The 22944-nt window shown below is 34.5% G+C and carries 16 protein-coding genes; 8 read left to right on the top strand and 8 right to left on the bottom strand.

Annotated elements, in window-relative coordinates; all coding sequences use genetic code 11:
* Nucleotides 1-78: 78 nt before the first annotated feature.
* Both CLORY_RS14620 and CLORY_RS14615 read left to right on the top strand, forming a co-directional pair.
* Complete coding sequence (locus CLORY_RS14620; RefSeq protein ID WP_169911638.1) at nucleotides 79-1407, top strand: amidohydrolase; 1329 nt, start codon at nucleotides 79-81, stop codon at nucleotides 1405-1407.
* 320 nt (nucleotides 1408-1727) lie between these two features.
* The gene (locus CLORY_RS14615; RefSeq protein ID WP_079425747.1) at nucleotides 1728-3560 is read left to right on the top strand and encodes a beta-glucoside-specific PTS transporter subunit IIABC; all 1833 of its coding nucleotides are present in this window, start codon (nucleotides 1728-1730) and stop codon (nucleotides 3558-3560) included.
* A gap of 171 nt (nucleotides 3561-3731) precedes the next feature.
* Here the strand turns inward: CLORY_RS14615 and CLORY_RS23325 are convergent, their stop codons facing one another.
* The 4 genes from CLORY_RS23325 to CLORY_RS14595 all read right to left on the bottom strand — a co-directional run bounded on the left by CLORY_RS23325 (nucleotide 3732) and on the right by CLORY_RS14595 (nucleotide 7792).
* Entirely contained in the window at nucleotides 3732-6185 is a 2454-nt protein-coding gene (locus CLORY_RS23325; RefSeq protein WP_079425745.1) for a glycosyl hydrolase 53 family protein, read from the bottom strand.
* Between the two features lie 102 nt (nucleotides 6186-6287).
* Entirely contained in the window at nucleotides 6288-6533 is a 246-nt protein-coding gene (locus CLORY_RS14605; protein WP_079425743.1) for a hypothetical protein, read from the bottom strand.
* Nucleotides 6534-6611: 78 nt separating this feature from the next.
* Nucleotides 6612-6878 (bottom strand): RNA polymerase sigma factor, encoded by a 267-nt coding sequence (locus tag CLORY_RS14600; RefSeq protein ID WP_169911637.1) that lies wholly within the window; start codon nucleotides 6876-6878, stop codon nucleotides 6612-6614.
* A 14-nt stretch (nucleotides 6879-6892) separates the two neighbouring features.
* Nucleotides 6893-7792, bottom strand: a complete 900-nt coding sequence (locus tag CLORY_RS14595) for a radical SAM protein (RefSeq protein ID WP_079425740.1) — start codon at nucleotides 7790-7792, stop codon at nucleotides 6893-6895.
* A gap of 214 nt (nucleotides 7793-8006) precedes the next feature.
* On the opposite strand from CLORY_RS14595, the gene CLORY_RS14590 reads away from it, so the two are divergent.
* Nucleotides 8007-8324 (top strand): winged helix-turn-helix transcriptional regulator, encoded by a 318-nt coding sequence (locus tag CLORY_RS14590; RefSeq protein WP_079425738.1) that lies wholly within the window; start codon nucleotides 8007-8009, stop codon nucleotides 8322-8324.
* A 48-nt stretch (nucleotides 8325-8372) separates the two neighbouring features.
* Here CLORY_RS14590 and CLORY_RS14585 read toward each other — a convergent pair whose 3' ends face one another.
* Entirely contained in the window at nucleotides 8373-9023 is a 651-nt protein-coding gene (locus CLORY_RS14585) for a phosphatase PAP2 family protein (RefSeq protein WP_079425736.1), read from the bottom strand.
* A gap of 306 nt (nucleotides 9024-9329) precedes the next feature.
* Here CLORY_RS14585 and polC point away from each other — a divergent pair, with 306 nt between their 5' ends.
* Nucleotides 9330-13670: a DNA polymerase III subunit alpha gene (gene polC / locus CLORY_RS14580; protein WP_079425733.1), complete on the top strand. Its 4341-nt coding sequence runs from the start codon at nucleotides 9330-9332 to the stop codon at nucleotides 13668-13670.
* A gap of 230 nt (nucleotides 13671-13900) precedes the next feature.
* Complete coding sequence (locus CLORY_RS14575) at nucleotides 13901-15439, top strand: lectin like domain-containing protein (protein ID WP_169911636.1); 1539 nt, start codon at nucleotides 13901-13903, stop codon at nucleotides 15437-15439.
* A 93-nt stretch (nucleotides 15440-15532) separates the two neighbouring features.
* Here CLORY_RS14575 and CLORY_RS14570 read toward each other — a convergent pair whose 3' ends face one another.
* Nucleotides 15533-16981 (bottom strand): hypothetical protein, encoded by a 1449-nt coding sequence (locus tag CLORY_RS14570; RefSeq protein WP_079425730.1) that lies wholly within the window; start codon nucleotides 16979-16981, stop codon nucleotides 15533-15535.
* 258 nt (nucleotides 16982-17239) lie between these two features.
* On the opposite strand from CLORY_RS14570, the gene CLORY_RS14565 reads away from it, so the two are divergent.
* The gene (locus CLORY_RS14565) at nucleotides 17240-17683 is read left to right on the top strand and encodes a MarR family winged helix-turn-helix transcriptional regulator (protein ID WP_079425728.1); all 444 of its coding nucleotides are present in this window, start codon (nucleotides 17240-17242) and stop codon (nucleotides 17681-17683) included.
* Between the two features lie 142 nt (nucleotides 17684-17825).
* Entirely contained in the window at nucleotides 17826-18959 is a 1134-nt protein-coding gene (locus tag CLORY_RS14560; protein ID WP_079425780.1) for an MFS transporter, read from the top strand.
* A gap of 46 nt (nucleotides 18960-19005) precedes the next feature.
* Here the strand turns inward: CLORY_RS14560 and CLORY_RS14555 are convergent, their stop codons facing one another.
* The gene (locus tag CLORY_RS14555; RefSeq protein WP_079425727.1) at nucleotides 19006-19422 is read right to left on the bottom strand and encodes a VOC family protein; all 417 of its coding nucleotides are present in this window, start codon (nucleotides 19420-19422) and stop codon (nucleotides 19006-19008) included.
* 342 nt (nucleotides 19423-19764) lie between these two features.
* Here CLORY_RS14555 and CLORY_RS14550 point away from each other — a divergent pair, with 342 nt between their 5' ends.
* The gene (locus CLORY_RS14550; RefSeq protein WP_079425726.1) at nucleotides 19765-21849 is read left to right on the top strand and encodes a methyl-accepting chemotaxis protein; all 2085 of its coding nucleotides are present in this window, start codon (nucleotides 19765-19767) and stop codon (nucleotides 21847-21849) included.
* A 140-nt stretch (nucleotides 21850-21989) separates the two neighbouring features.
* Here the strand turns inward: CLORY_RS14550 and CLORY_RS14545 are convergent, their stop codons facing one another.
* Nucleotides 21990-22493, bottom strand: coding sequence for a hypothetical protein (locus CLORY_RS14545; RefSeq protein ID WP_079425725.1), 504 nt, complete (start codon nucleotides 22491-22493; stop codon nucleotides 21990-21992).
* Nucleotides 22494-22944 lie beyond the last annotated feature (451 nt).

The raw sequence follows: 22944 nt of genomic DNA, 5'->3' as shown, positions 1-22944 counted from the left end.
TGTCTTTTAAGATATATAACGATATATCTTAGAGCATTCACCTTTTATGGTTATGAATTTTTTATCATAATTCAGCCAGTGATATTTGTAACTAAAAATTTAGAGGTGGTTAAAATAAAAGCTTTATTATGTGAAATATTAGATAATATACGAAACGAAATAATAAATGTAGGTAACACAATCTTTCAAAATCCTGAACTTGGATTTAAAGAATTCAATACCTCCAAAATTGCTTGTGACTATTTAAAAGGCATTGGCATAGATATTGAAGAAAGCCTTTCAATAACAGGTTTTAAAGCTTCACTGGGCACAGGTAAAAAAATCAATATCGGACTAATTGCCGAACTAGATGCTATTCCAACTTATGGCCATAAATATTCTTCTAATGATATGCATGCAGCTCATGCCTGCGGACATTCCAATCAGCTTGCCATAATGCTGGGAGTAATGAAAGCATTAAAAAATAGCGGTCTTTTGGATAAAATAGATGCTAAAGTAACACTAATAGGGACTCCAGCAGAAGAATTTATCAATCTTAATTACAGAAAAAACTTAATAAAAGAAAATAAAATCAGATATATGTCTGGTAAACAAGATATGATTGCAAATGGAATTTTTGATGATATAGACCTTGTTATCTCCTGCCATACTATGGGAGGTATACCAACTCCAATGGCAGATGTAAATTCGTCACTTAATGGTTTTATTCTCAAAAATATAACCTATTACGGTAAAGCCTCTCATGCTGGTGCAGCACCTCATCTTGGAATAAACGCATTAAATGCAGCTGTTATTGGACTTTCTGCCGTAAATGCACAGAGAGAAACCTTTCTAGATGAAGATAATATAAGAGTCCACGGAATAATAAAAGAAGGCGGTCAAAGCACTAATTCTGTGCCTGAGAAAGTTGTTATAGAAGCATATGTGCGTGGTGCTAGGTGGGAATCCATATTAGATGCAAACTCAAAAGTTGACAGAGCTTTCAAAGCTGGTGCTTATGCCGTAGGAGGCAAATGTGTAATTGAGAATACTATAGGCTATCTACCATTTGCTCAGTGTACTTCTCTCTCAAATGTTTTGAAAAATAACATGACAACCCTAATAGGTCCAGATAATGTGATTGACGGGAAAAAATCTATGGCTTCTGGAGATATAGGCGACTTAGCTGCAATAAAACCTACGATACAATTTGGTTTTAGTGGTTTTAAAGGCAATGTTCACGGAGCAGATTTTGAAATTGCAGATGAGGAACTCGCCTATATAATTCCTGCAAAGGCAATCGCTATGACAGTCTATGACCTACTAGCAGATGGCGGAATTTTAGCAGATAAAATCATAAAAGAGAATCCTCCTAAACTTACTAAGGAAGAATATATAAAAAACTGGCTGCATAACAAGGAACTATAACTTTTCTGATTAAAAATGACTGCTGCCGCCTATCTCCAAACTCGCCTTTATCAAGCAAAGGAAAATATCTGTACATAATAGCGCTTTTACAGAATTAATGTTGACAGCGTTTATCCTTATGATATATTATTATCTAGTATATAGAGTTTAAATAGGATTGTGACTGGTTTGGCAGGCAAGACCTAGATTGTTTATTAATTGCTTTATTAATAGAAGCCTTATTAATAGAGTACTTAATTTTCAATCGGGTCTTATTTTTTTTAAGGTTAAAAGTATATATGGCTTTATTTATAACAAATTTACTAAAAGGAAGTGTCAAAATGGATTACAGCAGTTTCGCAAAAGATATTTTGAATAAAGTTGGAGGAGAAAAAAATATAGTAAACCTCGTTCATTGTGCTACTAGGCTCAGATTCAAATTGAAGGATGAGAAAAAGGCCGACAAAGAAGCCCTGGAAAAAATTGAAGGCGTATTGGGTATAGTAAGAAGCGGCGGTCAATTTCAGATAGTTATCGGCAGTGATGTTTCATATGTATATAAGGAAATAATGAAAATTTGCAGCTTTGGAACAGCATCAGATAATGCAGATTCTAAAAACAACTCAATTATCTCTACGGTTTTTGATATAATTTCAGGAACCTTGTCTCCGTTAATTCCCATATTTGCAGGTGCAGGTATGATAAAAGCACTCTTACTAGTACTTCAGAATTTTGACCTTCTATCACCCAAAAGTGGTACCTATGCTATATTATCAGCAGCTGGAAATTCTGTATTTTACTTTTTACCAATTATGCTTGGTATTACCTGCTCACTAAAATTAGGTGCCAATGCCTATATAGGAGGTGCAATTGGGGCTGCTCTTTTAGAACCTAATTTTACAGCTCTATTAAATGCCGGCAAAACTACTTCATTCATAGGAATACCTGTAGTGTTAATGAACTACTCCTCTTCAGTATTTCCTATATTAATAACTATTAATATCTTTGCGTTTCTCGAAAGAGGCTTAAAAAAAATTATTCATAAAAATGTACAATTATTCTTAGTACCTATGTTGTCATTAATGATAATGGTACCTCTAACAGCCATTGTATTTGGACCATTTGGTGTTTACCTCGGGAACGCAATTGGGTCAGGAATAAGCTTCTTAATCGGCAAAAGTGGAGTTTTAGCCGGTGCTGCTGTTGGAGCATCCTGGGTGTTTCTAGTTATGCTTGGACTTCATTGGGCAATTGTACCTATTGTGTTAGCCAATATTGCCAAGGGTAGTGATCCAATCGTACCAATGTTTGCTGTTACAGTAACTGCTGCTTTGGGTATAGCCTTCGGAGTTTTTATAAGAACAAAAGATAAAAACTTAAAAACACTTGCTGGCTCTGCAATAATATCTGGTTTCCTATCTGGAGTAACTGAACCAATTATTTATGGTATAGTGCTTAGATACAGGCGTACCATTCCCTATTTAATTATATCAGGTGCAATAGGCGGAGCTTTTATCGGACTATTTAAAGTTAAACTAGTTGTATTTACATTCTTTGTAAATATATTTACTGTTCCAGAATTCACTCCGTTAATGAAATACTTAATGGCTCTTGGCACATCCTTTGTAATTTCAAGTGCACTTACAGTAGCCTTTGGTTTTGAACATAAAAAAGAAAACTCTGCCGCTGTTGAAGGAGAAAACGAAGCATTACTTAGGAAAGAGCTTATTGCCAGTCCAATAACTGGAGCAATTAAAAATTTAAGTGAAGTTAATGATGTTGTTTTTTCATCAGAGACAATTGGAAAAGGTATTGCTATTGAACCAACTGTAGGTGAAGTAGTAGCGCCAGTTAATGGTACTGTTACAGCAGTATTTCCAACAGGACATGCAATCGGAATAATGTCTGAACAAGGAGCAGAAATATTGATTCATATAGGTGTAGATACTGTTCAATTAGATGGTAAGTACTTCCAAACTATCGTGAACCAAGGCGATAAGGTTGAGCAAGGTGACATGCTAATTAAGTTTGATATCAAAAAAATTGTAGATGCTGGTTACTCGGTTATTACTCCTGTTGTTATTACAAATACTAAAGATTATTCGAATGTAATTGCAGAAACTAATATTAAAGAGGTTACAGCTGAGCAGAACTTATTAGCGCTGCTGGCTTAGTTAACCCCCCTGAGCTGATATTCATTTAATTAGCTCAGGGGGGTTTTATGCAAAAGTTCCTTCGAGTTATAATATTGATATAAGCACATTATGCTTGAATATTACCGGCATCAGAAGAACATAAATGCCGAAGTAGGTTGACATTTCGATCAACCTACGTCTTTAATTCATTTAATTTGAAATGTTTGTACTTGTCTGCGTCAATTCAAAATCGTCATAAGATCCCCAATATCCTGCTGGAGCATCTAAATATGAACCAATTGTCAAAGTTCCATCTGTTACCACTATATTTATGATCTTTACCTGAGACCAAACTGCCCAGCCAGTATTTTTAATATCTGCAGTTAATGGTTTTCCCTTTGAATCTACAGCAAATATCTGATTAGTGCAGCTTTCTGCAGCTCCTTGCGACCATGCCGATAATGTATATACCCCATTTTTTAATCCGGTTATTTTTTGTGAAACCGTAAGCTTATATGCTGATGCTTTCCAGTAACCTAATGCTTTTGAGCCTGAATATACATCCTTGCTTATATTCTCAGCATCTGTATCAGAAATTGTCCAGTTATCAAAACCTGCTTCAAAGCCAGCATTCTTAACAGGATTGCTTTTTTCAACGTTAAAGTTGATTACATAAACCTTTCTTTTAGAACCAGCTTTTACTGTAACAGTTGCTTTTCCTGGCAAAGCCTTTGCTGGTTTTACAACCACTTTAGCAGATGAATCAACTACTGCTGCTTTTATCTTAGGCACTTTAGTTGTTTCTGCTGGCAAAGTTACATTATAACTGGTTACCTCAGGATCAAACCCATTAACTGTTGTTCCGTTTACCTTTAAATCCTTCAACGAAGTACTATTATTCTTAGTTAAAACAAAATCATCTATGTTTCCCCACTGGCCGCCGCTGCTGCTCATCTGAACTTTTACACCGACAGTCAATTTTCCATTCTTTACTTCTACGTTGTTGATTGTGTACTTGTTCCATATATTCCAACCCGTATTAGTAAAAGCAACTGCAGATCTTTTTTTTGCTCCATTAACTGCAAAAATCTCTGAAGTCTTTTCTCCGCCACCGCCAGAAGCCCATGCAGTTAATCTATAGAAACCATTTTTTAAACCTGTTATCGTCTGAGAAGCTTTAAAGTCTCCATTATAGTAATGAAGTGCTTTATTGCCTGTATGTGCATCATTTTCAAAGGTTACTGAAGAACTATTTCCTGCTACTGTCCAATTATCTTCATCTAATTCAAAACCTGGATTTTTGATAAGATTGCTGCTTTTAGTAACGGTAACCTTGCAAACTGCAGTTTTATGCTGATCATAGCTAGTTGCAGTTATAGTAGCTGTACCCGGTGCAATGCCCGTTACTATTCCAGTGGATGAATTTATCTTTGCTACACTTTCTTTCGAGGATGAAAAAATAATACCCTTGTAAGTGGAATTTGATGGTGTTAGTGATGCCTTTAAAGTTAATGTATTTCCAACTTCTACAGAAACTTTTTTCTTATCAAAAGATATTTCCGTTACGGGATATGGATTTAATTCTGCTTCTCCTGGTAAAAATGCATCTAAGGCCTTTGTCGGCTGTCCATCATTAGCTTTTCCATCATAGCCGTTCCAAGCAGACATGCTATATCCGCTCCAGCTTTTTGCTCCTTCTGGCTCCCAGTAAAACACTCCTAGTCCCTTGTTGTCAGGAACTGCTAGCACTTTATTCTGCACAGCCACCAGCATGTTGTGAACGTTTACTTCATCCTCGGAACAATCAGCGCCAACCTCTACTACCATTACTTCCTTACCATACCTTGCTGCCATGTCCTTAAGGTTATCTCCAAGCTCATCGATTGTAGAAGTATAATCCACGCTAGGATAATATGAAACACCTATTACGTCGTATTTAGTACCATACTTCTTAAGAGCATCAAAGAAATTTCTAAAATTAGCATTTTCATATCCATTTGCTCTCTGAAGTATAACCTTAGAAGTAGGGCTTACAGCCTTAACAGCATCATAGCCGGAATTAATAAGCTGTACTAGATTGTCCGGTTTTGTGGTGCTTCCCATTGGAAGCAGCATCCCTGAATTGATTTCGTTTCCTACCTGTACCCACTCTGGAGTAACGCCTGCATCCTTTAGCTTTGTCATAACATCATAGGTGTAATTATACAAATGAGTTTTCATTTGTTCCAGCGTATCATTTTTCCAGGCTTCTGGAATATCCTGATGGCTTGGGTCTGCCCATGTATCACTGTAATGAAAATCTAACATTATCCTAAAACCCATCTGTTTTGCCCTAACAGCCATAGTAACAGTCTCTTTAGTGCTGCAGTGGCCATTTGTGCGATCGTTTGACGGATTGACCCAGGTTCTTAACCTTATTGAATTAATCCCATGCTTCTTTAGAATCTGTAGGCAGTCTTCTTGATCTCCCTTATCATTTTTAAAAACAAAACCACTAGCTTCCATCTGCGGCAGCCAGCTTGTATCCGCACCTTTTGCAAAGGTGCTAGTTTCGGCAGCAGATACTTCAGAAGCTTTTACAACGGTGGTCTTACCTATAGATGTCAATAGAGAAATCATCATAACAGACATAATAAGTGAAAGAATTTTCTTGTTCTTCTTCATAATATTACTATCCCCCTATATATTTTTTACCAAATGATTATATAACATCTGCTTTGAGATAATATTAGTAATTTCTTTCTATTTGGGTAAAATATTACTTTATTAAACGTTATCGCAGAATGTAAACTTTACACTGGAGAAATCTATATGCAAAATTAGCCGTATATAAGCTATGTAGTATGTATCATTTATAACCTCATCGCTAAGGATATCTAGTGCTTCTTCACTTCTAGATAGTTGAATCAGCTTTTTTATTCCTTCAACAGGCCATGAATCAAAAGCCACACAATCTGTGAGTACACATTTATTAATAATACTTGACTTCTCTGTAGCAATTATTTGAGCCACTCCACCTCCCAAATCATGGCCAACTATTATGCATTCTTTTCTAATTATCTCTCTGATAAATAATTCAACAATTTTTGCCTACCCCTTCAGTGAGTGATCATATTCTATAGGTGCTTCTGTATATCCTAATCCGAGCATTTCAGGTGCATATACCCATGTTGATAATTTTGATTTACCTCTAAATTTTGAAATACTTTTAAAGACTTCTAGCCACACTTCCTGAGCTGCATCTTTAGCAAGTTCTCTATCGTAAACTATCCTATTACATAAAGAGGAAACTATTTTACTATATTTTTCAATAATATCTACCAATATTTCATTTTCACTACATATTTGTTGATCCAAGTCTGCTTCCTCCATTAAAGGTGTCTTAAGTGTGTACGATAGTACCGTAATTCAGATTCATTTTGTGTTTTGCACATCTTCTCAAGATAAGTAAGCATCCTGACTTTATCCTTTGGAAGCTCACCTTGAACAAAAATGGCATTTGACGCACCTAAAGTTGCGAAAAACACTGGAATATCTAAGTTTTCAATTAGCGTCTTTAGTTCCTCTAGTTTTTCTAATTCTGTTTCCTCAGACCAATTGCCAGCCTCAATTTCAGCAAATAGCTCAGATTCAGGATAGATAGTAAGCATTGATGAGCCGATAATTTGTGGATGCGTCTGATTAAATACTTTAGCGGATTCTAATGCTCCTATCTTTCCTCGTCCAGCACCAGAGATACCAGTAAGGTAAAAATAATTATACTTGATGCTGGCTGCATCCAGACGATGACTTTGGATTATGATCTCTTCCGGCAGGTACCCCTTGTTCATGAATTTAAGTATCTCTCCATCACCAGTTTCCACGCCGATAGTAATGCTATCATAACCAAGTTCATGTAAAGCCTCTAATTCATCATCAGTCTTAAGAGTAATATCAGTAACACGAGCAAAACAGCCTATTGTTTGGCATTCAGGCAGGTATTTATGAATCAAGTCAGCGATTTCTTTTAGCCGTTCGAATTTCAAAACAAAAGGATTGGCTCCTGTTAAGTAAACACGAGCTACTTTCTGACTATGCCAAGAATTAAGTTCAGTCTGCACTTCTAATAAATCCGCTTCGATATCCTCAAGAGGAGACATTCTGAATTTGAATGGAAGGTCATCATAAAGAGTACAAAATTTGCACTTGTGATGAGTGCAGCCAGCAGTAACTTCAATTAATAGAGAGGATGCCTCATATGGAGGTCTCCAAATAGTTCCTGTGTAATGCATATATATCGCTCCTTTACAGTTACTTTCTCGATAAAACAAGTATCGATATAGTAGCTTCAGTTTCTGATTTACATATTACAGCAAAGTTTTTTTTATTCAAGTACTGTCTTTTTATGGCTTTAGTACTATTTTTAATACTAAGTATAATAAAAAATAGTGCATTGTTTTCTTTCTCAACATAAGGTATACTGCTTATGAAATGGAGTGATAAACTATGGGAGAAAATAAGTTCCGCAACAAGAACATGATGACGCGCTGTGTACCAATGAGTATGCTCCAGTCCGTGTTGAACGGTAAATGGAAAATACTAATTTTATGGTATATAGCTTTTTACAAGGTCCAGCGTTTTGGCGAATTGCTGCGTCGTCTAGATGGTATAACCCAGTCTACACTTACCAAACAACTCCGTGAGTTGGAGGCAGATGGTTTTTTATATCGTAAAATTTACAAAGAAATTCCACCGAAGGTTGAATATACTTTAAGTGAACTGGGAGAAAGCTTTGTCCCCGTTTTAAATACCATGATGACCTAGAGTGAAACTCATCTGTGCCCAGATTATAAAAGAATTACGCATCTGTAACTAACTATTTATGCTGTTGTTTAAATTTTTATCTTTGCTGCTGTATACAATATGGAAAATTTTTAAAACTCCATTAAACACAACCTCAGCAAGCAAAATTCCACCTATTGCATCCATAATGACATGTTGTTTTATAAACTGAGTGGATAAAATTATTATTATAGCTGTGATGCTAATCAAACGAAGCACTAGCTTTCTTTTATTAGTTATATTCTTTATGCCTTTAATCATTAAATAACTTTCTATAACATGGATGCTTGGAAAACAATTATAAGGCTTGTCCGAACTATATATATAAGCCGTAATCTTAGTAAATAAGTCATTTCCATGAAGAATAGGTCTTGGAACATAGGTCTGGAAGGTATAAAATATCGTATAAGCTATAAGCCTTTCTATTACAATACTTATAAAGGTGATAAAATATATTTTCCTATCCTTAAATCGGAAATAGATCATACATATATAAATAAATGGATGCCATAATAAATATGGGATTACAAATTCCTTGATAAAGGGTATTTTTTTATCTAGATCAGTAACTAAACTATTTAATCCATTACTGGATGTATTAAGCAAACTATATACCATTCCTAGCAATGGAATCAGTAACAAACATAATAAATCTGCAAAGTAGCTCTTATATTTTTCCATTCTTTTTCTCCCTTTTAAAAATAAATAACATATAGTTTCTTTAACTTTATGTTAATGACATAACTCAATATTTTAAATTACAAACTTATTGATAATTTAAACTTATTATTTCATTGTTATATTAGCACTATTTCCATGCAATTTTAATATTAATCAATTCAATGTAACACTTTTATAACAATTGCTTCCTGTATTCCTATATCTTTATAAAATTTATTTCCCTCATTTTCTCATAGCAAATACTAATAATATTTTATATAATAGTAACGTACTAAAAATTTTATGAGGAAGGATATCTGATATTGTATGAAAAGAATAAATGAAGTTTTTAGTGACTATGAAGCAGCAGGCAATTTAGACACTGCTATGGTTGCGTCGGTAGTCTTAAAGAAAAAGACTAAGACGCTGGAGATGAAATTAAACTCGGATAAGTATATCGACATAAACGAAATTGAAAAACTAAATAAGTTCATACAAAAGAGATTTGCATTAGAGGATTCGAGAATTGCTGTGAATTATTCTGAAGGAACCAATAAGAAACCTATTGAAGAAGAACTTCACAATATTGTGGCCTCAGTGTCAAATAGATATCCTGCATTGAAGGCAGTGCTATTAAACAATAGTGATTACGAAATAGAAGATAATAACATAAATTTCAACCTAAAAATTGCGGCATCAGACTTTTTAAAGTCTATGGATTATGACAAAAAGATACATAAAGCTGTAAAGAACCTATATGGTACAGATTTTCACATAAATTTTATTGATAAAGTCAGCAGTGAAGATATGCTTAAGCAGCAGGAAGAAAGAACTGCAAATGAAATGAAATTCATAAAGCAAGAGATAAATAATGCTGCAAGTGCTGCTCCTAAACCATCTAAGGAAAATTTTGAAAACAAACAGGATGGCAGAGCTGAAGCAGACGGAAAGAAAAACCCTTGGCTTATAGTAGGCAGAAATGCTCACATCAAGGAGCCTGTAATAAAGATTACTGATATTACGCCAGATGAAGGTAGAATTGCTATAGAAGGTGAAATATCAAACATTGAGTCTAAGGAACTTAAGAGCGGAAAGATACTTATTTCCTTTGATTTATATGACGGTTCCAGCTCCATGACGTGTAAGACGTTCTGCAAGCCCGGTGAAGGTGATGGAGTGTTTTCAAGGCTTAAGAAAGCTAAAGGAGTTAAGCTTGCAGGAAATGCTGGCTTGAGTACCTTTTCTCACGAGGTTGAACTTATTGCTAACACTATAATCGAGACAGAAGGCATAAAGAAGGCTAAGAGACAGGATAATGCAGAGGTTAAGAGAGTTGAGCTGCATATGCATACGCAAATGAGCCAGATGGATGCAATGACCAGTGCTACCGATCTTATTAAAAGGGCTATGAGCTGGGGCATGAAATCTATTGCGATAACAGATCACGGAGTAGTGCAGGCCTTTCCTGAAGCACATAAGCTGCTTGGAAGAGATAATCCAGATATGAAGATTATATATGGAGTTGAAGCATATCTAGCACCCGACAAAAAGCCATCCATAAGAAATATTAAAGGTCAGAACCTTGATACCACATACTGCGTACTGGATTTGGAGACCACAGGTTTTTCGCCAATAACTGAAAAAATCACTGAAATAGGTGTAATGAAGGTTAAAGATGGAAAGGTTATTGATGAGTTCAGCTGCTTTGTAAATCCTGAAAAGCCTATTCCAATGAGAGTCGTTGAAGTTACTAACATAACCGATGATATGGTTAAGGATGCAGAGACGATAGATAAAGTCTTTCCTAAGCTGCTGGAGTTTATTGATGGAAGTGTATTGGTAGCTCATAACGCAGAATTTGATGTAGGATTTTTAAAGCATAATGCTAAAGTGCTTGGTTATAATTTTGATTTTACATATTTAGATACGTTATCATTGGCTCAGGAATTATTTCCTGAATATAAGACATATAAGCTAGGAAGAATTGCTAAGAATCTTGGCATAAAAGTTGAGGTAGCCCATAGAGCGCTAGACGATGTTGCTACTACTGTTAAGGTTTTTAATGTGATGATAGATATGTTAAAAGAGAGAGGTACAGAAACTCTTGAAGATGTAGATAAGTATGCCTCAAATCAGGAGTCTAAAAAGGAAGAGTATAAGAAACTTAAAACCTATCACGCGATAATATTAGCTAAAAATTATGTAGGGTTAAAAAATTTGTATAAGCTGGTTTCCTATTCTCATTTAAATTATTTCTACAAGAAACCACGAATACTGAGAAGCCTTTATAACCAATATTCGGAAGGTCTTATTATCGGCAGTGCCTGCAGTGAAGGCGAATTGTATCAGGCTATACTGCTTGGAAAATCTGATGAGGAAATTGAAGCTATCGCAGATTTTTATGATTACTTAGAAATCCAGCCTCTAGGAAATAATGACTACTTAATAAGGTCAGAACAAGTACCTAATAAGGAGCGCTTAATAGAAATTAATAAAAAGATAATAGCTTTAGCTGAAAAACTGCATAAGCCAGTAGTAGCTACGGGAGACGTACATTTCATGGACCCTGAAGATGAAATCTACAGACGTATTCTTGAAGCGGGCCAGGGCTTTAAGGATGCAGATAATCAGGCTCCTCTTTATTTGCGAACCACTGAGGAAATGCTTAAGGAGTTTTCATATTTAGGAGAGGAAAAGGCTTATGAAGTTGTAGTTACAAATACGAACCTAGTATCAGACATGTGCGAACAGATCAGCCCTATTTCCCCGGAAAAGTGCCCGCCGCATATAGATGGTTGTGAGAAAACCATTAAAAATATTGCTTACGATAAGGCTCATGAACTGTATGGAGATCCTCTTCCTGAGATTGTTCAGGCTAGACTAGATAAAGAGCTGGAATCCATTATAAAGAATGGCTTCTCAGTTATGTATATCATCGCTCAGAAGCTGGTATGGAAGTCTAATGAAGATGGCTATCTGGTTGGTTCCAGAGGATCTGTTGGATCGTCCTTTGTTGCAAATATGACAGGTATAACGGAGGTTAATTCTCTGCCGCCGCACTATAGATGCCCTAAATGCAAATACTCTGACTTTGCGGATTACGGCGTTAAAAACGGCTTCGATTTACCGGATAAAGTATGTCCTAAATGTGGTGAAAAATTGGATAAGGATGGCATGGATATACCTTTTGAAACGTTCCTTGGCTTCAATGGTGATAAAGAACCAGATATAGATCTGAACTTTTCTGGTGAATATCAGGCAAAAGCCCATAGATATACAGAAGTTATTTTTGGTAAAGGTACAACATTCAAAGCTGGAACCATAGGTACCATAGCAGAAAAAACCGCCTTTGGTTATGTTAAAAAATATTATGAGGAAAAGAACATTCCTATAAACAAAGCTGAGATAACTAGAATTTCAAAAGGCTGCACAGGTATAAAAAGAACCACGGGTCAGCATCCAGGAGGAATAATAGTTGTGCCAAAGGGAAGAGAAATCTTTGAGTTCTGCCCTGTACAGCACCCTGCGGATGACCCAACCTCAGATATCATAACGACGCATTTTGATTATCACTCTATAGATCAGAACCTGTTGAAACTGGATATACTGGGGCACGATGATCCTACAGTTATAAGAATGCTGCAGGATATAACCGGAGTAAACCCTCATAAGATACCGCTGGATGATAAGGAGACAATGTCTTTGTTTTCCTCAACTGAGGCTTTAGGAGTAACGCCGGAACAGATAAATTCAAAGGTTGGAACCTTTGGTATCCCTGAGTTTGGAACTAAGTTCGTTAGGGGAATGCTTTTGGATACAATGCCAAAGACTTTCTCAGAGCTGCTATGTATATCTGGACTTTCTCATGGTACCGACGTTTGGCTTGGAAACGCCAAGGACTTGATCGATCAGGGAATAGTAACGCTGAGTGAAGCAGTTTGTACAAGAGATGATATCATGATTTATCTTATAAAGAAAGGTCTGCCTCCAAATACTGCATTTAAGATAATGGAGCTTGTTCGTAAGGGAAAGGCTTTAAAGGATCCTGAAAAGTGGGCAGAATATGAAGCTTTAATGAGAGAACATGAAGTTCCGGAATGGTACATAGATTCCTGCCGAAAGATAAAATACATGTTTCCTAAGGCCCATGCTGCGGCCTATGTAATGATGGCTTTTAGAATAGCTTGGTTTAAGGTTCATATACCAAAGGCTTACTATGCAGCCTACTTTTCCATCAGAGCCAAGGCCTTCGATAGTGAATTTATGATCTTTGGAAAAGAAAAGGTTAAGATGAAGATGAAGGAAATCCAGATGATGGGCAATCAAGCTTCTCCAAAGGATAAAGATATGTACGACGACTTGGAAATTGTTCTTGAAATGTATGAAAGGGGCTTTAATTTCCTGTCGATTGATTTATATAAGTCCCATTCTACAAGATTTCTCGTTGAGGAGGAAGGTTTAAGGCCACCTCTTAACAGTATCGCTGGTATGGGTAATGTGGCAGCAGAAAGCTTATATAATGCTGCACAAGAAATGCCGTTTAGTTCCGTCGAAGATGTAAAAAAACGTGCTAAGATTGGTAATTCAGGAATAGAGCTGCTTAGAAACTTTGGCTGCTTAAAAGGCCTTCCTGAAAGCGATCAACTATGCTTTTTTGATGCGATATAATGAATATAGCAAACACAATATGGATTCAAGTGAATTTTCAAAGACTGCAGTTATTTCAACTGCAGCCTTTTTGCATAATGGATTAACCACATGTGTACTCGCAGAATTTTCAATAAGGTTTTAGTAATAATAATCCACTTTCGTGATATAATGGAACCAAGCTGTAAATAAATACTTAATATCAGAAATTATATAACTTTATGAAATTATGGGTAAAAGGGGGAATCCTAATGAAAAAAACATTGAAGAGAAAAATGCTTCCGTTAATAACTGTTTTAGTATTTTTGTTTGAAACTTTAGTCATACCATGGAATACGGTATATGCACAAAAAAGCAGGTTGAATTTTAAAAAGGAACCATTAAGTAATGAATTTATAAAATATACACAAAATAAGAAACAGAATATTGTGAAGAGTTCAAATCAAACAGATGACAAGCATGAAAAAAATTATGGACATATAATTTCGCCTAGTAATAATACTCACTATTTTCCAAAAGAAGGTCATAAATTTACTTTCTCCAAAGCTGAAGGTTTGCCGGCTAAATATGATCTAAGAAAATTAAAAAGAATTACGCCAATAAGAGATCAAGGAACTTTGGGGACATGCTGGGCATTTGCTGCATATGGATCTTTGGAATCAACCCTGCTTCCTAAAGAAAAGCAAGATTTTTCAGAAAACAATCTTATAAATAAAAGTGGTTTTGATAATAACTACAATGATGGTGGATATCCTGGAATGGCAATTGCTTATCTGAGCAGGTGGAATGGTCCTGTAAGTGAAAAAGAGGATAAATATACAGGTAAAATAAAAAGATCGCCTTCAAATTTACAGCCACAGAAACATATTCAAAATGCGGATTACATTACAGGAAATGATATAGATAGTTTATATGCCAATATTAAAAAAGCTATTATTACTTCTGGAGCTATTGATACAGGTATGTATATGAATGAAGATAAATATTATGATGATGAACATTATTCATATTATTGTGACCATAAAAAAAAGAAATACTATATCAACCATGAAGTGGATATAGTTGGATGGGATGATAATTTTAGCAGGAATAAATTCGAATCTCCAAGTGGAAAGAAACCTTCTCACAATGGTGCGTTTATTGTCAGAAACAGTTGGGGAAAAGACTGGGGTGATAACGGTTATTTCTACATTTCTTATGAGGATGTTTATGCATTTACCGAAAATGTTGCATTCAATGATGCTGAAGACACAGATAACTATACTTCAGAATATTCATATGATCCACTTGGAGTAACAGATTGGTATGGGTATGAGGAAGATACTGCGTATGCTGCTAATGTATTTACTGCAACCTCAAACAGCGTTATATCAGCTGTAGCCTTCTATACTAAAACCCAGGATACTTCTTATGAAATAAAGATATATAATAATGTAAATGGAAATTCTTTTACGGATCTTAAATTAACAAAATCAGGCACAATAGAATATGGAGGATACCATACTATCAAACTAGATACAGGTGTGCAGCTTGAAAAAAACAAAGAATTTGCCGTTTCAATTAAATTTACGTCACCAGGTAGTAAATATCCGCTACCTATTGAAGATCCGATTGATGGGTATTCAAGCAGAGCTACGGCTAACCCAGATGAAAGCTATATAAGCGATGACGGAATAGTTTGGTATGATTTGACCAAAGAGGATGAGTGTAAGAATACTAATGTTTGTATTAAAGCATTTACCAGCGATTCAACTAATGCTGAAAATACCTTTAAGAAAACTAAAAGATAATTTAAATATACTCAGCATATTGTAATTAAAAGTTTTTAAAATAAACGGTTGTCGCACAGCAATTTTCAATTGCTGTGCGACAACCGCTTTATCTTATTTCATTGCCTTTTCTAAAGCTGTCTTACTTACAAAATATACTGCAGAATCAGAATAAACATACATTCTTTCTCCAAATTTATTATTTGAACTTTCTTCTATTTTATTGAACTTAATTGGAGCTTTGAATAAATAGTTTTTCGTAAAACTATTCTTGGTAGCTAATATATACTGCTTATCATAGCCTCCGTACGCCTCAGTTGATGTAAAATAGCACATATCTAACTTTCCAACATCAATAGTTGTTCCATAACTCTTTCTATTTTTAAGTGTATAAATCTTCTTAGTATTTCCATCTTTGATAATCACTACTCCACCATCCATATTAGTTAGCGAGTTATAGTAGAAATCTCCGAAATTTTTTTGTTTATAGTTAAGCAGTACCTTCCATCTACTTCCCGACTGCTTGCTTCTTTCTGAAATAACTAATTGATTTTTACTTCCTAATCCATGCTCTTCAGCAATATATTTATTATCATATTCATCGAAATTCATAGACCTATGGTTATCTTTTACAACATAATCCTTGCTAATACTTTTATAATCCTTCATGTTTTTTGTATAAAATAATTTATATTTATTAGAAGAGTTATTTTCAGGTGATGTACAAAAGTTATCCCATTTGAAAAAAGACCTATTCCAAGAAGTTGATGATGAATGCTTAGGTGTAGTAGCCTTAATCCACTTTGTGCAGTCTTTTGAATAGTAGAAAGCTCCACGTCCATTACTTGCCTTATCTAGTGGCCACCCATAAGAAACCAAATAATTTCCTATAAAATCAATATATGCGGCATTAGTACTTGGTGTTTTGTAGGCAGTAAATGTTGAACCATTTTTTGATAGGATATAAAATGGGACTTTAGAATTATTAGTGTTATAGTAGGCTCCGATTATTGTAATATATCCTTTTTCATAGTTACAATTAGCATAGTCATCAACATACATATCCTTTGCTTTTGAATTCAATTTCTTAACAACTGAATCTAAAGAAATAATACTTACAGTTTTCATGCTCTTAGTAATGGATACAATAAAGTGGTGGATTTCTCCTTTACTTGTTGTTGCTGAGCCTAAGATAAATATAATTCCTCTTTTCCTTACATAGTAAGGATGATATGAACCCATTTCAATGCTGCTAATTTTTTCATTATTGTATTTTTTATTAACTGCAGAGTCTAATGAAATATTCTTAAAGTTTATACCATCTCTGCTATAGGCTAACGTATTGCTTTTAGCCTTTTTCCCAAGTGCTACAAGGTAATTATCCACATTCGTTAATGTAGATATTTTTGTGAAACCGCTAATTTTTGCTTTTGTAAATTTAACTGATGCCTTTTTCTCTGTTGTTGAAGCTGCGTTTACAACAAGTGGCTGATGTAAAAAAATTACACATGTGAGTAGCAGAAGAAAAGCTACACTCTTTTTTAATATAGGTCTCGTTTTCATAGAAATTTTCCTCCTAATAATATAATTTCCCTTGGCTTTTTCTTTTTCAGTACCTTTCTTAAGATTTTTTTACCATTTAAGTATACGTATAAAAAACCACTTAGGTTAATATCACCATGTAAATTATTACCTCATAATAAATTTATAACGTGTTTTTCCTTATTATTAACAAAAATACATTCATCGACTTTATATCCAAACTCTTTACTCTAATTATAATACTTGACAGTAGTGTATACCAGGTATACAATTATTGTTATGGATAAAAATTTTCAAATCGATAATTTACCGAGAAAACTACTTGATGTCATAAACCGATTTAACGAAATTGATAGTAAAGCTAGGAACTTTGGTACGGATGAAACACTTCATCTTTCAGAGATTCATCTAATTGAATTTATAGGTGATAATGAAAAGCTTTCTGTATCAGAGATAGCACGCAAAAAAAGCGTTACAAAGGGTGCCATCTCAAAAACACTAATTAGATTGGAGGATAAAAAACTTATTGTTAAGGCTTTAAATCCGGAAAATAAGTCTCAAACCATCGTTTCGTTAACAAAAAAGGGTTGGATAGCCTATAGTGAACATAAAAAATATCATGAAAATATTAATAAAACTATCTTTTCCTGTGTTCAAGGTAAATCAGAACAAGACATAAAAACCATTTACTATTTTTTAGAACAATTAGAGAATCTTCTTTAAGTGAAAATTCTCTATACACGCAGTGTATACCACGTATACACTGTAAATTATATTTAATTATTTTTCTGAAGGGAGATTCATTTAATTGCATAATACTATAACATATAAGAAATTTGTTTTAACCAAATCACTGACACTGCTAATGGCAGTTGCCTGTGCCGTTTGTGTTGCAAATCTATACTATGTTCAACCTCTGGAAGCGCAGATTGTAAGTACTTTTCACGTATCACAGAATTCAGCTGGAATAGCTGCTACAGTTACACAAATTGGATATGCTTTAGGACTTTTATTTATAACACCTCTGGGCGATATGTGCGAGAGACGTTCTCTTATATTGCGTATGCTGGTTTTAATAACCTTAGCACTAATCTGCACTTCATTTTCACCAGCTTATTTATTTATGCTTGCAGCAATGTTTATAATTGGACTTACAACTATAGTTCCTCAACTTATTGTTCCCTATGCTGCCCACCTTTCCCCAAAAGGCCAGCAAGGTAAAGTTATAGGAACCGTTATGAGTGGACTGCTTATAGGAATTTTGTTATCACGTACCTTTAGTGGAATTGTAGGATCAATTTTTAATTGGAGAATTGTGTACATTTTTGCAGCTGTATTCATTGCTATTTTATTTGTCTTTATTTATAAACTTTTTCCAAAAAACAAACCAGAAGAAAAAATCTTTTATGGTGAGCTGTTAAAATCAATACCCGATTTGATAAGAACCCAGCCTACACTGCGTGAATCAGCGGTTAATGGATTCTTTATGTTTGGCTCTTTCAGCATATTTTGGACTTCACTTGTCTTTTTGCTTGAAACTCCTGCCTATAGCATGGGCACAAAAGAAGCTGGCCTGTTTGGACTCTTTGGAGTAGCCGGTGCATTAGCTGCACCTCTAGTTGGAAAAGCCGCTGATAAAGAAAGTCCTAAATTTACAGTAGGCATAGGTATAATACTTTCTACCATTGCCTACATATGCTTTCTTATTTTCGGTTTTCACCTGTGGGGACTTATGTTAGGGGCAATCATTCTTGATCTTGGCAACCAGTGTGGTCAGATATCAAATCAAGCACGAGTACAGAGTTTAGGAGATAAAACCCGCAGTCGTAATAATACTGTTTTTATGTTCTCTTATTTTATCGGTGGTGCAGCTGGTTCTTTCTTTGGTACTCTTTGCTGGCAAAATTTTGGATGGCATGGCGTCTGTGCAATAGGCCTTATCTTTCAAGGTCTAGCTCTTATTTCCCACTTTCTGATTTACAGGAAACAAAAATGCTAAAGATAAAAATTGCTTAGTGCTATCAAGCTTAAGCAATTTTTACATGTTATTCTTTATCATAGCTAAGCTGCCATCTTACACCAAATTTATCCTCAACAAGTCCATAGCACTTACTCCAAGCAGTTTCTTCGAGCTCCATTATAACATTTCCATCAACTTTTAATCTATTAAAAAATAGCTTAATTTCATCCATATCTCTGCTGCTAACAAACAGACTAATATTATTTCCAATGACAAAAGGCATGCCCGGCGGAACATCTGAAAGCATTATCCTGCTATCTTTTATTTTAAGCTCTGCATGTAGTATTAGATTTTCCATTTCTTCATTACGTGCGAAGTCATCATCTACTGGCATATTGCCAAACAGCATAATTTGAGGCTCCTCTGTTTCAAAAACCTTTGAATAAAATTCTATAGCTTCGCGGCAGTTACCTTTAAAATATAAATATGTTTGTAAAGCCACTTTCTCACTTCCTTTATATTATCTCATCGAGTTTTATTTATTATCATATTTTGTGAAATTAACTAAAATCAATATGCCTTTCAACTAATGTATCTACTTTAGTTTTCTCATTTATGTTTTAATTATCCTTCTCAAAAGCAAAGGAATGGACCACATCAATAAACAGAGTATATCAAATAAAACGCAAGGTTACTAAGCCTTGTGTTTTGTCACAACTTATGGCATTGCTAATTATTGTTTCCGCTTATTTTGCAGGATTTTAGGCATTTATGTAGAATACTAGAATGTTATGTAATAATACATTCGATAATTAATTATTTTAAGAAATAAAGGAGATCACAAATGAAAAGTATTAAAAAGCAGCTTATAGTAATAACATTACTTCTTGTACTTATTCCCTTTATAGTCTCTAACCTTATAAGTTCTTTCTTTATAACAAATAGTTTTCTAATTTATCTTAAAACCAACAACAAAACCTTCGCGGCATCTATATCAAATAATGTAAGTGAGCTAGTAGATAAAGCTTATTCTCTAGCTGAAGAGCTATCTTACAATTCTGATGTAATAAGTTTTAATGCTGAAAAACAAAAGGCAGTACTCTCCAGTTCCATTCAAAGAAATTCTTACTTCGATTTGTTATATGTGCAGAAAACAAATGGTATGCAGACAGCAAAAACATCAGGAGACCTTGGTGATAGATCAGACCGCTGGTGGTTTCTTCAAATTATGAAAGATAAGAAACCCTTTGTATCAAAGTCATATTTTTCGTTGACAGGAAACGTGCCAGTTACATCCATAATACTCCCTATATACAATAGCAAATCAAATATGATAGGAGTTATGGGCGCAGATTTAAAACTGAATGCACTTCAAAAGATGGTTGAAAAAACTAATCTTGGTGAAGGAAGTTACTCATTTATTGTCGATGGTGAGGGTGTAGTTATTGCCCATCCTGATAAAAAGCAAGTTCAGAATGAATATAACTATAAAACTTTAAAGAAAACTATATTACTTAAAGATAGTAGCGGAAATACAATTAAAGACGATAATGGAAATGATAAAACCAAACAACAGAATATCAAGGTACCTTCTACTCTAAGAGAAATAACAGAGAAAGCCTTAAACGGCGAGTCTGGAACAGCTGAATATACTGATCAAAACAATGAGAAAGTTATCAGTGCCTATCACACTATTAAGCTTAGGGGGCAGTCTGATAACTGGGCAGTTATTACAGTACAGAAGAAGAGCGCAGCTATGTCTGTTGCAAATCAGATAAAACAAAAAAATATCATTAGCGCAGCAATATTAATATTACTTGCAGTAGTGCTTGTATATTTTATATCCAATGTCATCACTAGGCCTATTGTAAACATGATGAAGCTTATGAATCGTGCTTCCAAAGGAGATATGACAGTATACAGCGATTATAAATCAAAAAATGAATTAGGACAGCTCAGTGAAAGTTTTAATCTGATGATTACAAATATAAAAGCTTTATTAAATGATATTAGCAAAACTATGAATTCTGTTTTTTCGTCGTCAGAAACACTTTCTGCCAGCACTGAAGAAACCGCAGCATCAGTAGACGAGGTCGCAAAGTCAATTTCACAAGTAGCTGAAGGCGCTAGCAGCCAAGTAACTGATACCTTAGAAGGAGTAGAAGTTTCCTCTAATTTATCGGATGAATTGAATGTATTAGCAACACACATACAAAATGGACTGAACTCTTCAAACAAAATTTCACTTGCAAATCAAAAAGGTATTAACGCTATGTCCATACTAAAAGAAAAGACTAAAGATAGCAGCAATGCTTCTCAAAATATAGCTAAAATAATAAATGATCTTTACGATAGAGCAAATGAAGTCGGTACGATAGCAGAAACTATTACATCAATATCTGAGCAGACTAATCTGCTGGCACTGAATGCGGCTATTGAAGCAGCCCGCGCAGGCGAAGCAGGGAAAGGCTTTGCAGTAGTTGCTGATGAAGTAAGAAAATTAGCTGAAAGTACATCTCAATCTAGTTTGAACGTAAAAGATATTATTAATCTAATACAAGAAGATGTTGAACTTGCTAAAACTACTATGAAAGATGCAGAAATGGTTGTAGTAGAACAGAATGAAGCAGTTAATAATACTAATGATACATTAAGTGAGATAGGGTCAGCTATAAGTGATGTCGTTTCAAAGATAAATGATATGAATACCAATCTATCAAACATTATTGTTACACGAGATAAGTTGTTATCTGTAATAGAAAATTCTTCTTCAATAGCAGAGGAAACTGCTGCTGCTGCTGAGGAAGTATCTGCTACTACAGAAGAGCAAAATGCAACTATACAGCAGATCAGTTCCCTAGCTGTAGATTTAGAGAACATGGCAAGCGATCTTAAAGAAAAAATAGAGATGTTTAAATTAAATTCCTAGCTCCTATGATTATTTAAAATTTTTGTGGCAGCAGAAACACTCGCTGAGCGTATTCTGCTACCACAATACATGTACAATGTTATTTTAAATCAAAAATAATATATTAGATTAAAATTCATATTGCTAAATAAAACATAGTTTTATTTCGATTTAACTTCATAATTAGCAGTTTTATAAGTAATGATTTTGCCTGTAGGCTTATCATTAGAGAATTGAAGTAACTCTACCTTATGTTTGCCTGCTTTTAGATGATCACCCTGTAAAGTTAATGTAGACTGACTATCGCTTAATTGATCCTTGTCACTTATTATACCATCAACAAGTACATAACTTAATTTGCTGCCATCAATGTTATTAGTATTCAATCCTATCTGCTCCATGGTAGCATCTTTATTATTGTAGATAAAAGGTACCTTTCCATTTTCAGAACTTCCTGAAGGCGTAGAAATCGATATCGACCCTTTCCCCATGTCTTTTATATTATCAGGTATATTAATTACATCCGCTTCCTCTTTATTAGTTTTAGTGGAAGTAGCAGCTGGATTATTATTTGATTTTATAGAATTTTGATTTTTCCCTACATTACAACCCATTAATAGAATTATAATTAGTAGTTGAGCAACTAATGTAAGTCTCCTTTTCATGCTATCACCTCTAATAAAATTATTCTTCTTTATTTTAGCTTTTTATCAATATAATATACATGAATTGATAATTTCATAAACGGCAAGGAAATTATTAAAACCAACGTAGATTTAACAACTTTAAATTTACGTTGGTTTACTCCATCATAGCATACTACTATTCCCTGTTATATTTGATTTTTTTAATAGAAAACATGATAAGAATCATCGAGAAAAACAACTAATAAAATGCTATCATTATTTGATAGTGTAAAGTTTGCTATGAAAAAAATTTAGAGAAGAAAAGTAAGATTGAAAAGCGAAAAAGAAGAAAAAAAGCAAGGAAAAATAGGTAGGAGGAAGAAGTCGCCACCCTTGACAGCATGACAAATTAATGCAGTGAGGAAAGTATTAACGGCGAAGGAACTCAAAAACAGAGAGATATAACCGTCAATATCACAGCATTGTAGCA

Source organism: Clostridium oryzae (assembly GCF_002029235.1).
Taxonomy (GTDB): domain Bacteria; phylum Bacillota; class Clostridia; order Clostridiales; family Clostridiaceae; genus Clostridium_AE; species Clostridium_AE oryzae.
Note: the sequence above shows the minus strand (reverse complement) of the source record. Positions and strands in the feature narration are given on the sequence as shown.

Coding starts and splice junctions, on each gene's coding strand:
- CLORY_RS14565 (WP_079425728.1), top strand. CDS start 17,240: ATGGATAAAAATTTTCAAATCGATAATTTACCGAGAAAACTACTTGAT.
- CLORY_RS14590 (WP_079425738.1), top strand. CDS start 8,007: ATGGGAGAAAATAAGTTCCGCAACAAGAACATGATGACGCGCTGTGTA.
- CLORY_RS14550 (WP_079425726.1), top strand. CDS start 19,765: ATGAAAAGTATTAAAAAGCAGCTTATAGTAATAACATTACTTCTTGTA.
- CLORY_RS14575 (WP_169911636.1), top strand. CDS start 13,901: ATGAAAAAAACATTGAAGAGAAAAATGCTTCCGTTAATAACTGTTTTA.
- CLORY_RS14545 (WP_079425725.1), bottom strand. CDS start 22,493: ATGAAAAGGAGACTTACATTAGTTGCTCAACTACTAATTATAATTCTA.
- CLORY_RS14560 (WP_079425780.1), top strand. CDS start 17,826: ATGGCAGTTGCCTGTGCCGTTTGTGTTGCAAATCTATACTATGTTCAA.
- CLORY_RS14615 (WP_079425747.1), top strand. CDS start 1,728: ATGGATTACAGCAGTTTCGCAAAAGATATTTTGAATAAAGTTGGAGGA.
- CLORY_RS14570 (WP_079425730.1), bottom strand. CDS start 16,981: ATGAAAACGAGACCTATATTAAAAAAGAGTGTAGCTTTTCTTCTGCTA.
- CLORY_RS14585 (WP_079425736.1), bottom strand. CDS start 9,023: ATGGAAAAATATAAGAGCTACTTTGCAGATTTATTATGTTTGTTACTG.
- CLORY_RS14595 (WP_079425740.1), bottom strand. CDS start 7,792: ATGCATTACACAGGAACTATTTGGAGACCTCCATATGAGGCATCCTCT.
- polC (WP_079425733.1), top strand. CDS start 9,330: ATGAAAAGAATAAATGAAGTTTTTAGTGACTATGAAGCAGCAGGCAAT.
- CLORY_RS23325 (WP_079425745.1), bottom strand. CDS start 6,185: ATGAAGAAGAACAAGAAAATTCTTTCACTTATTATGTCTGTTATGATG.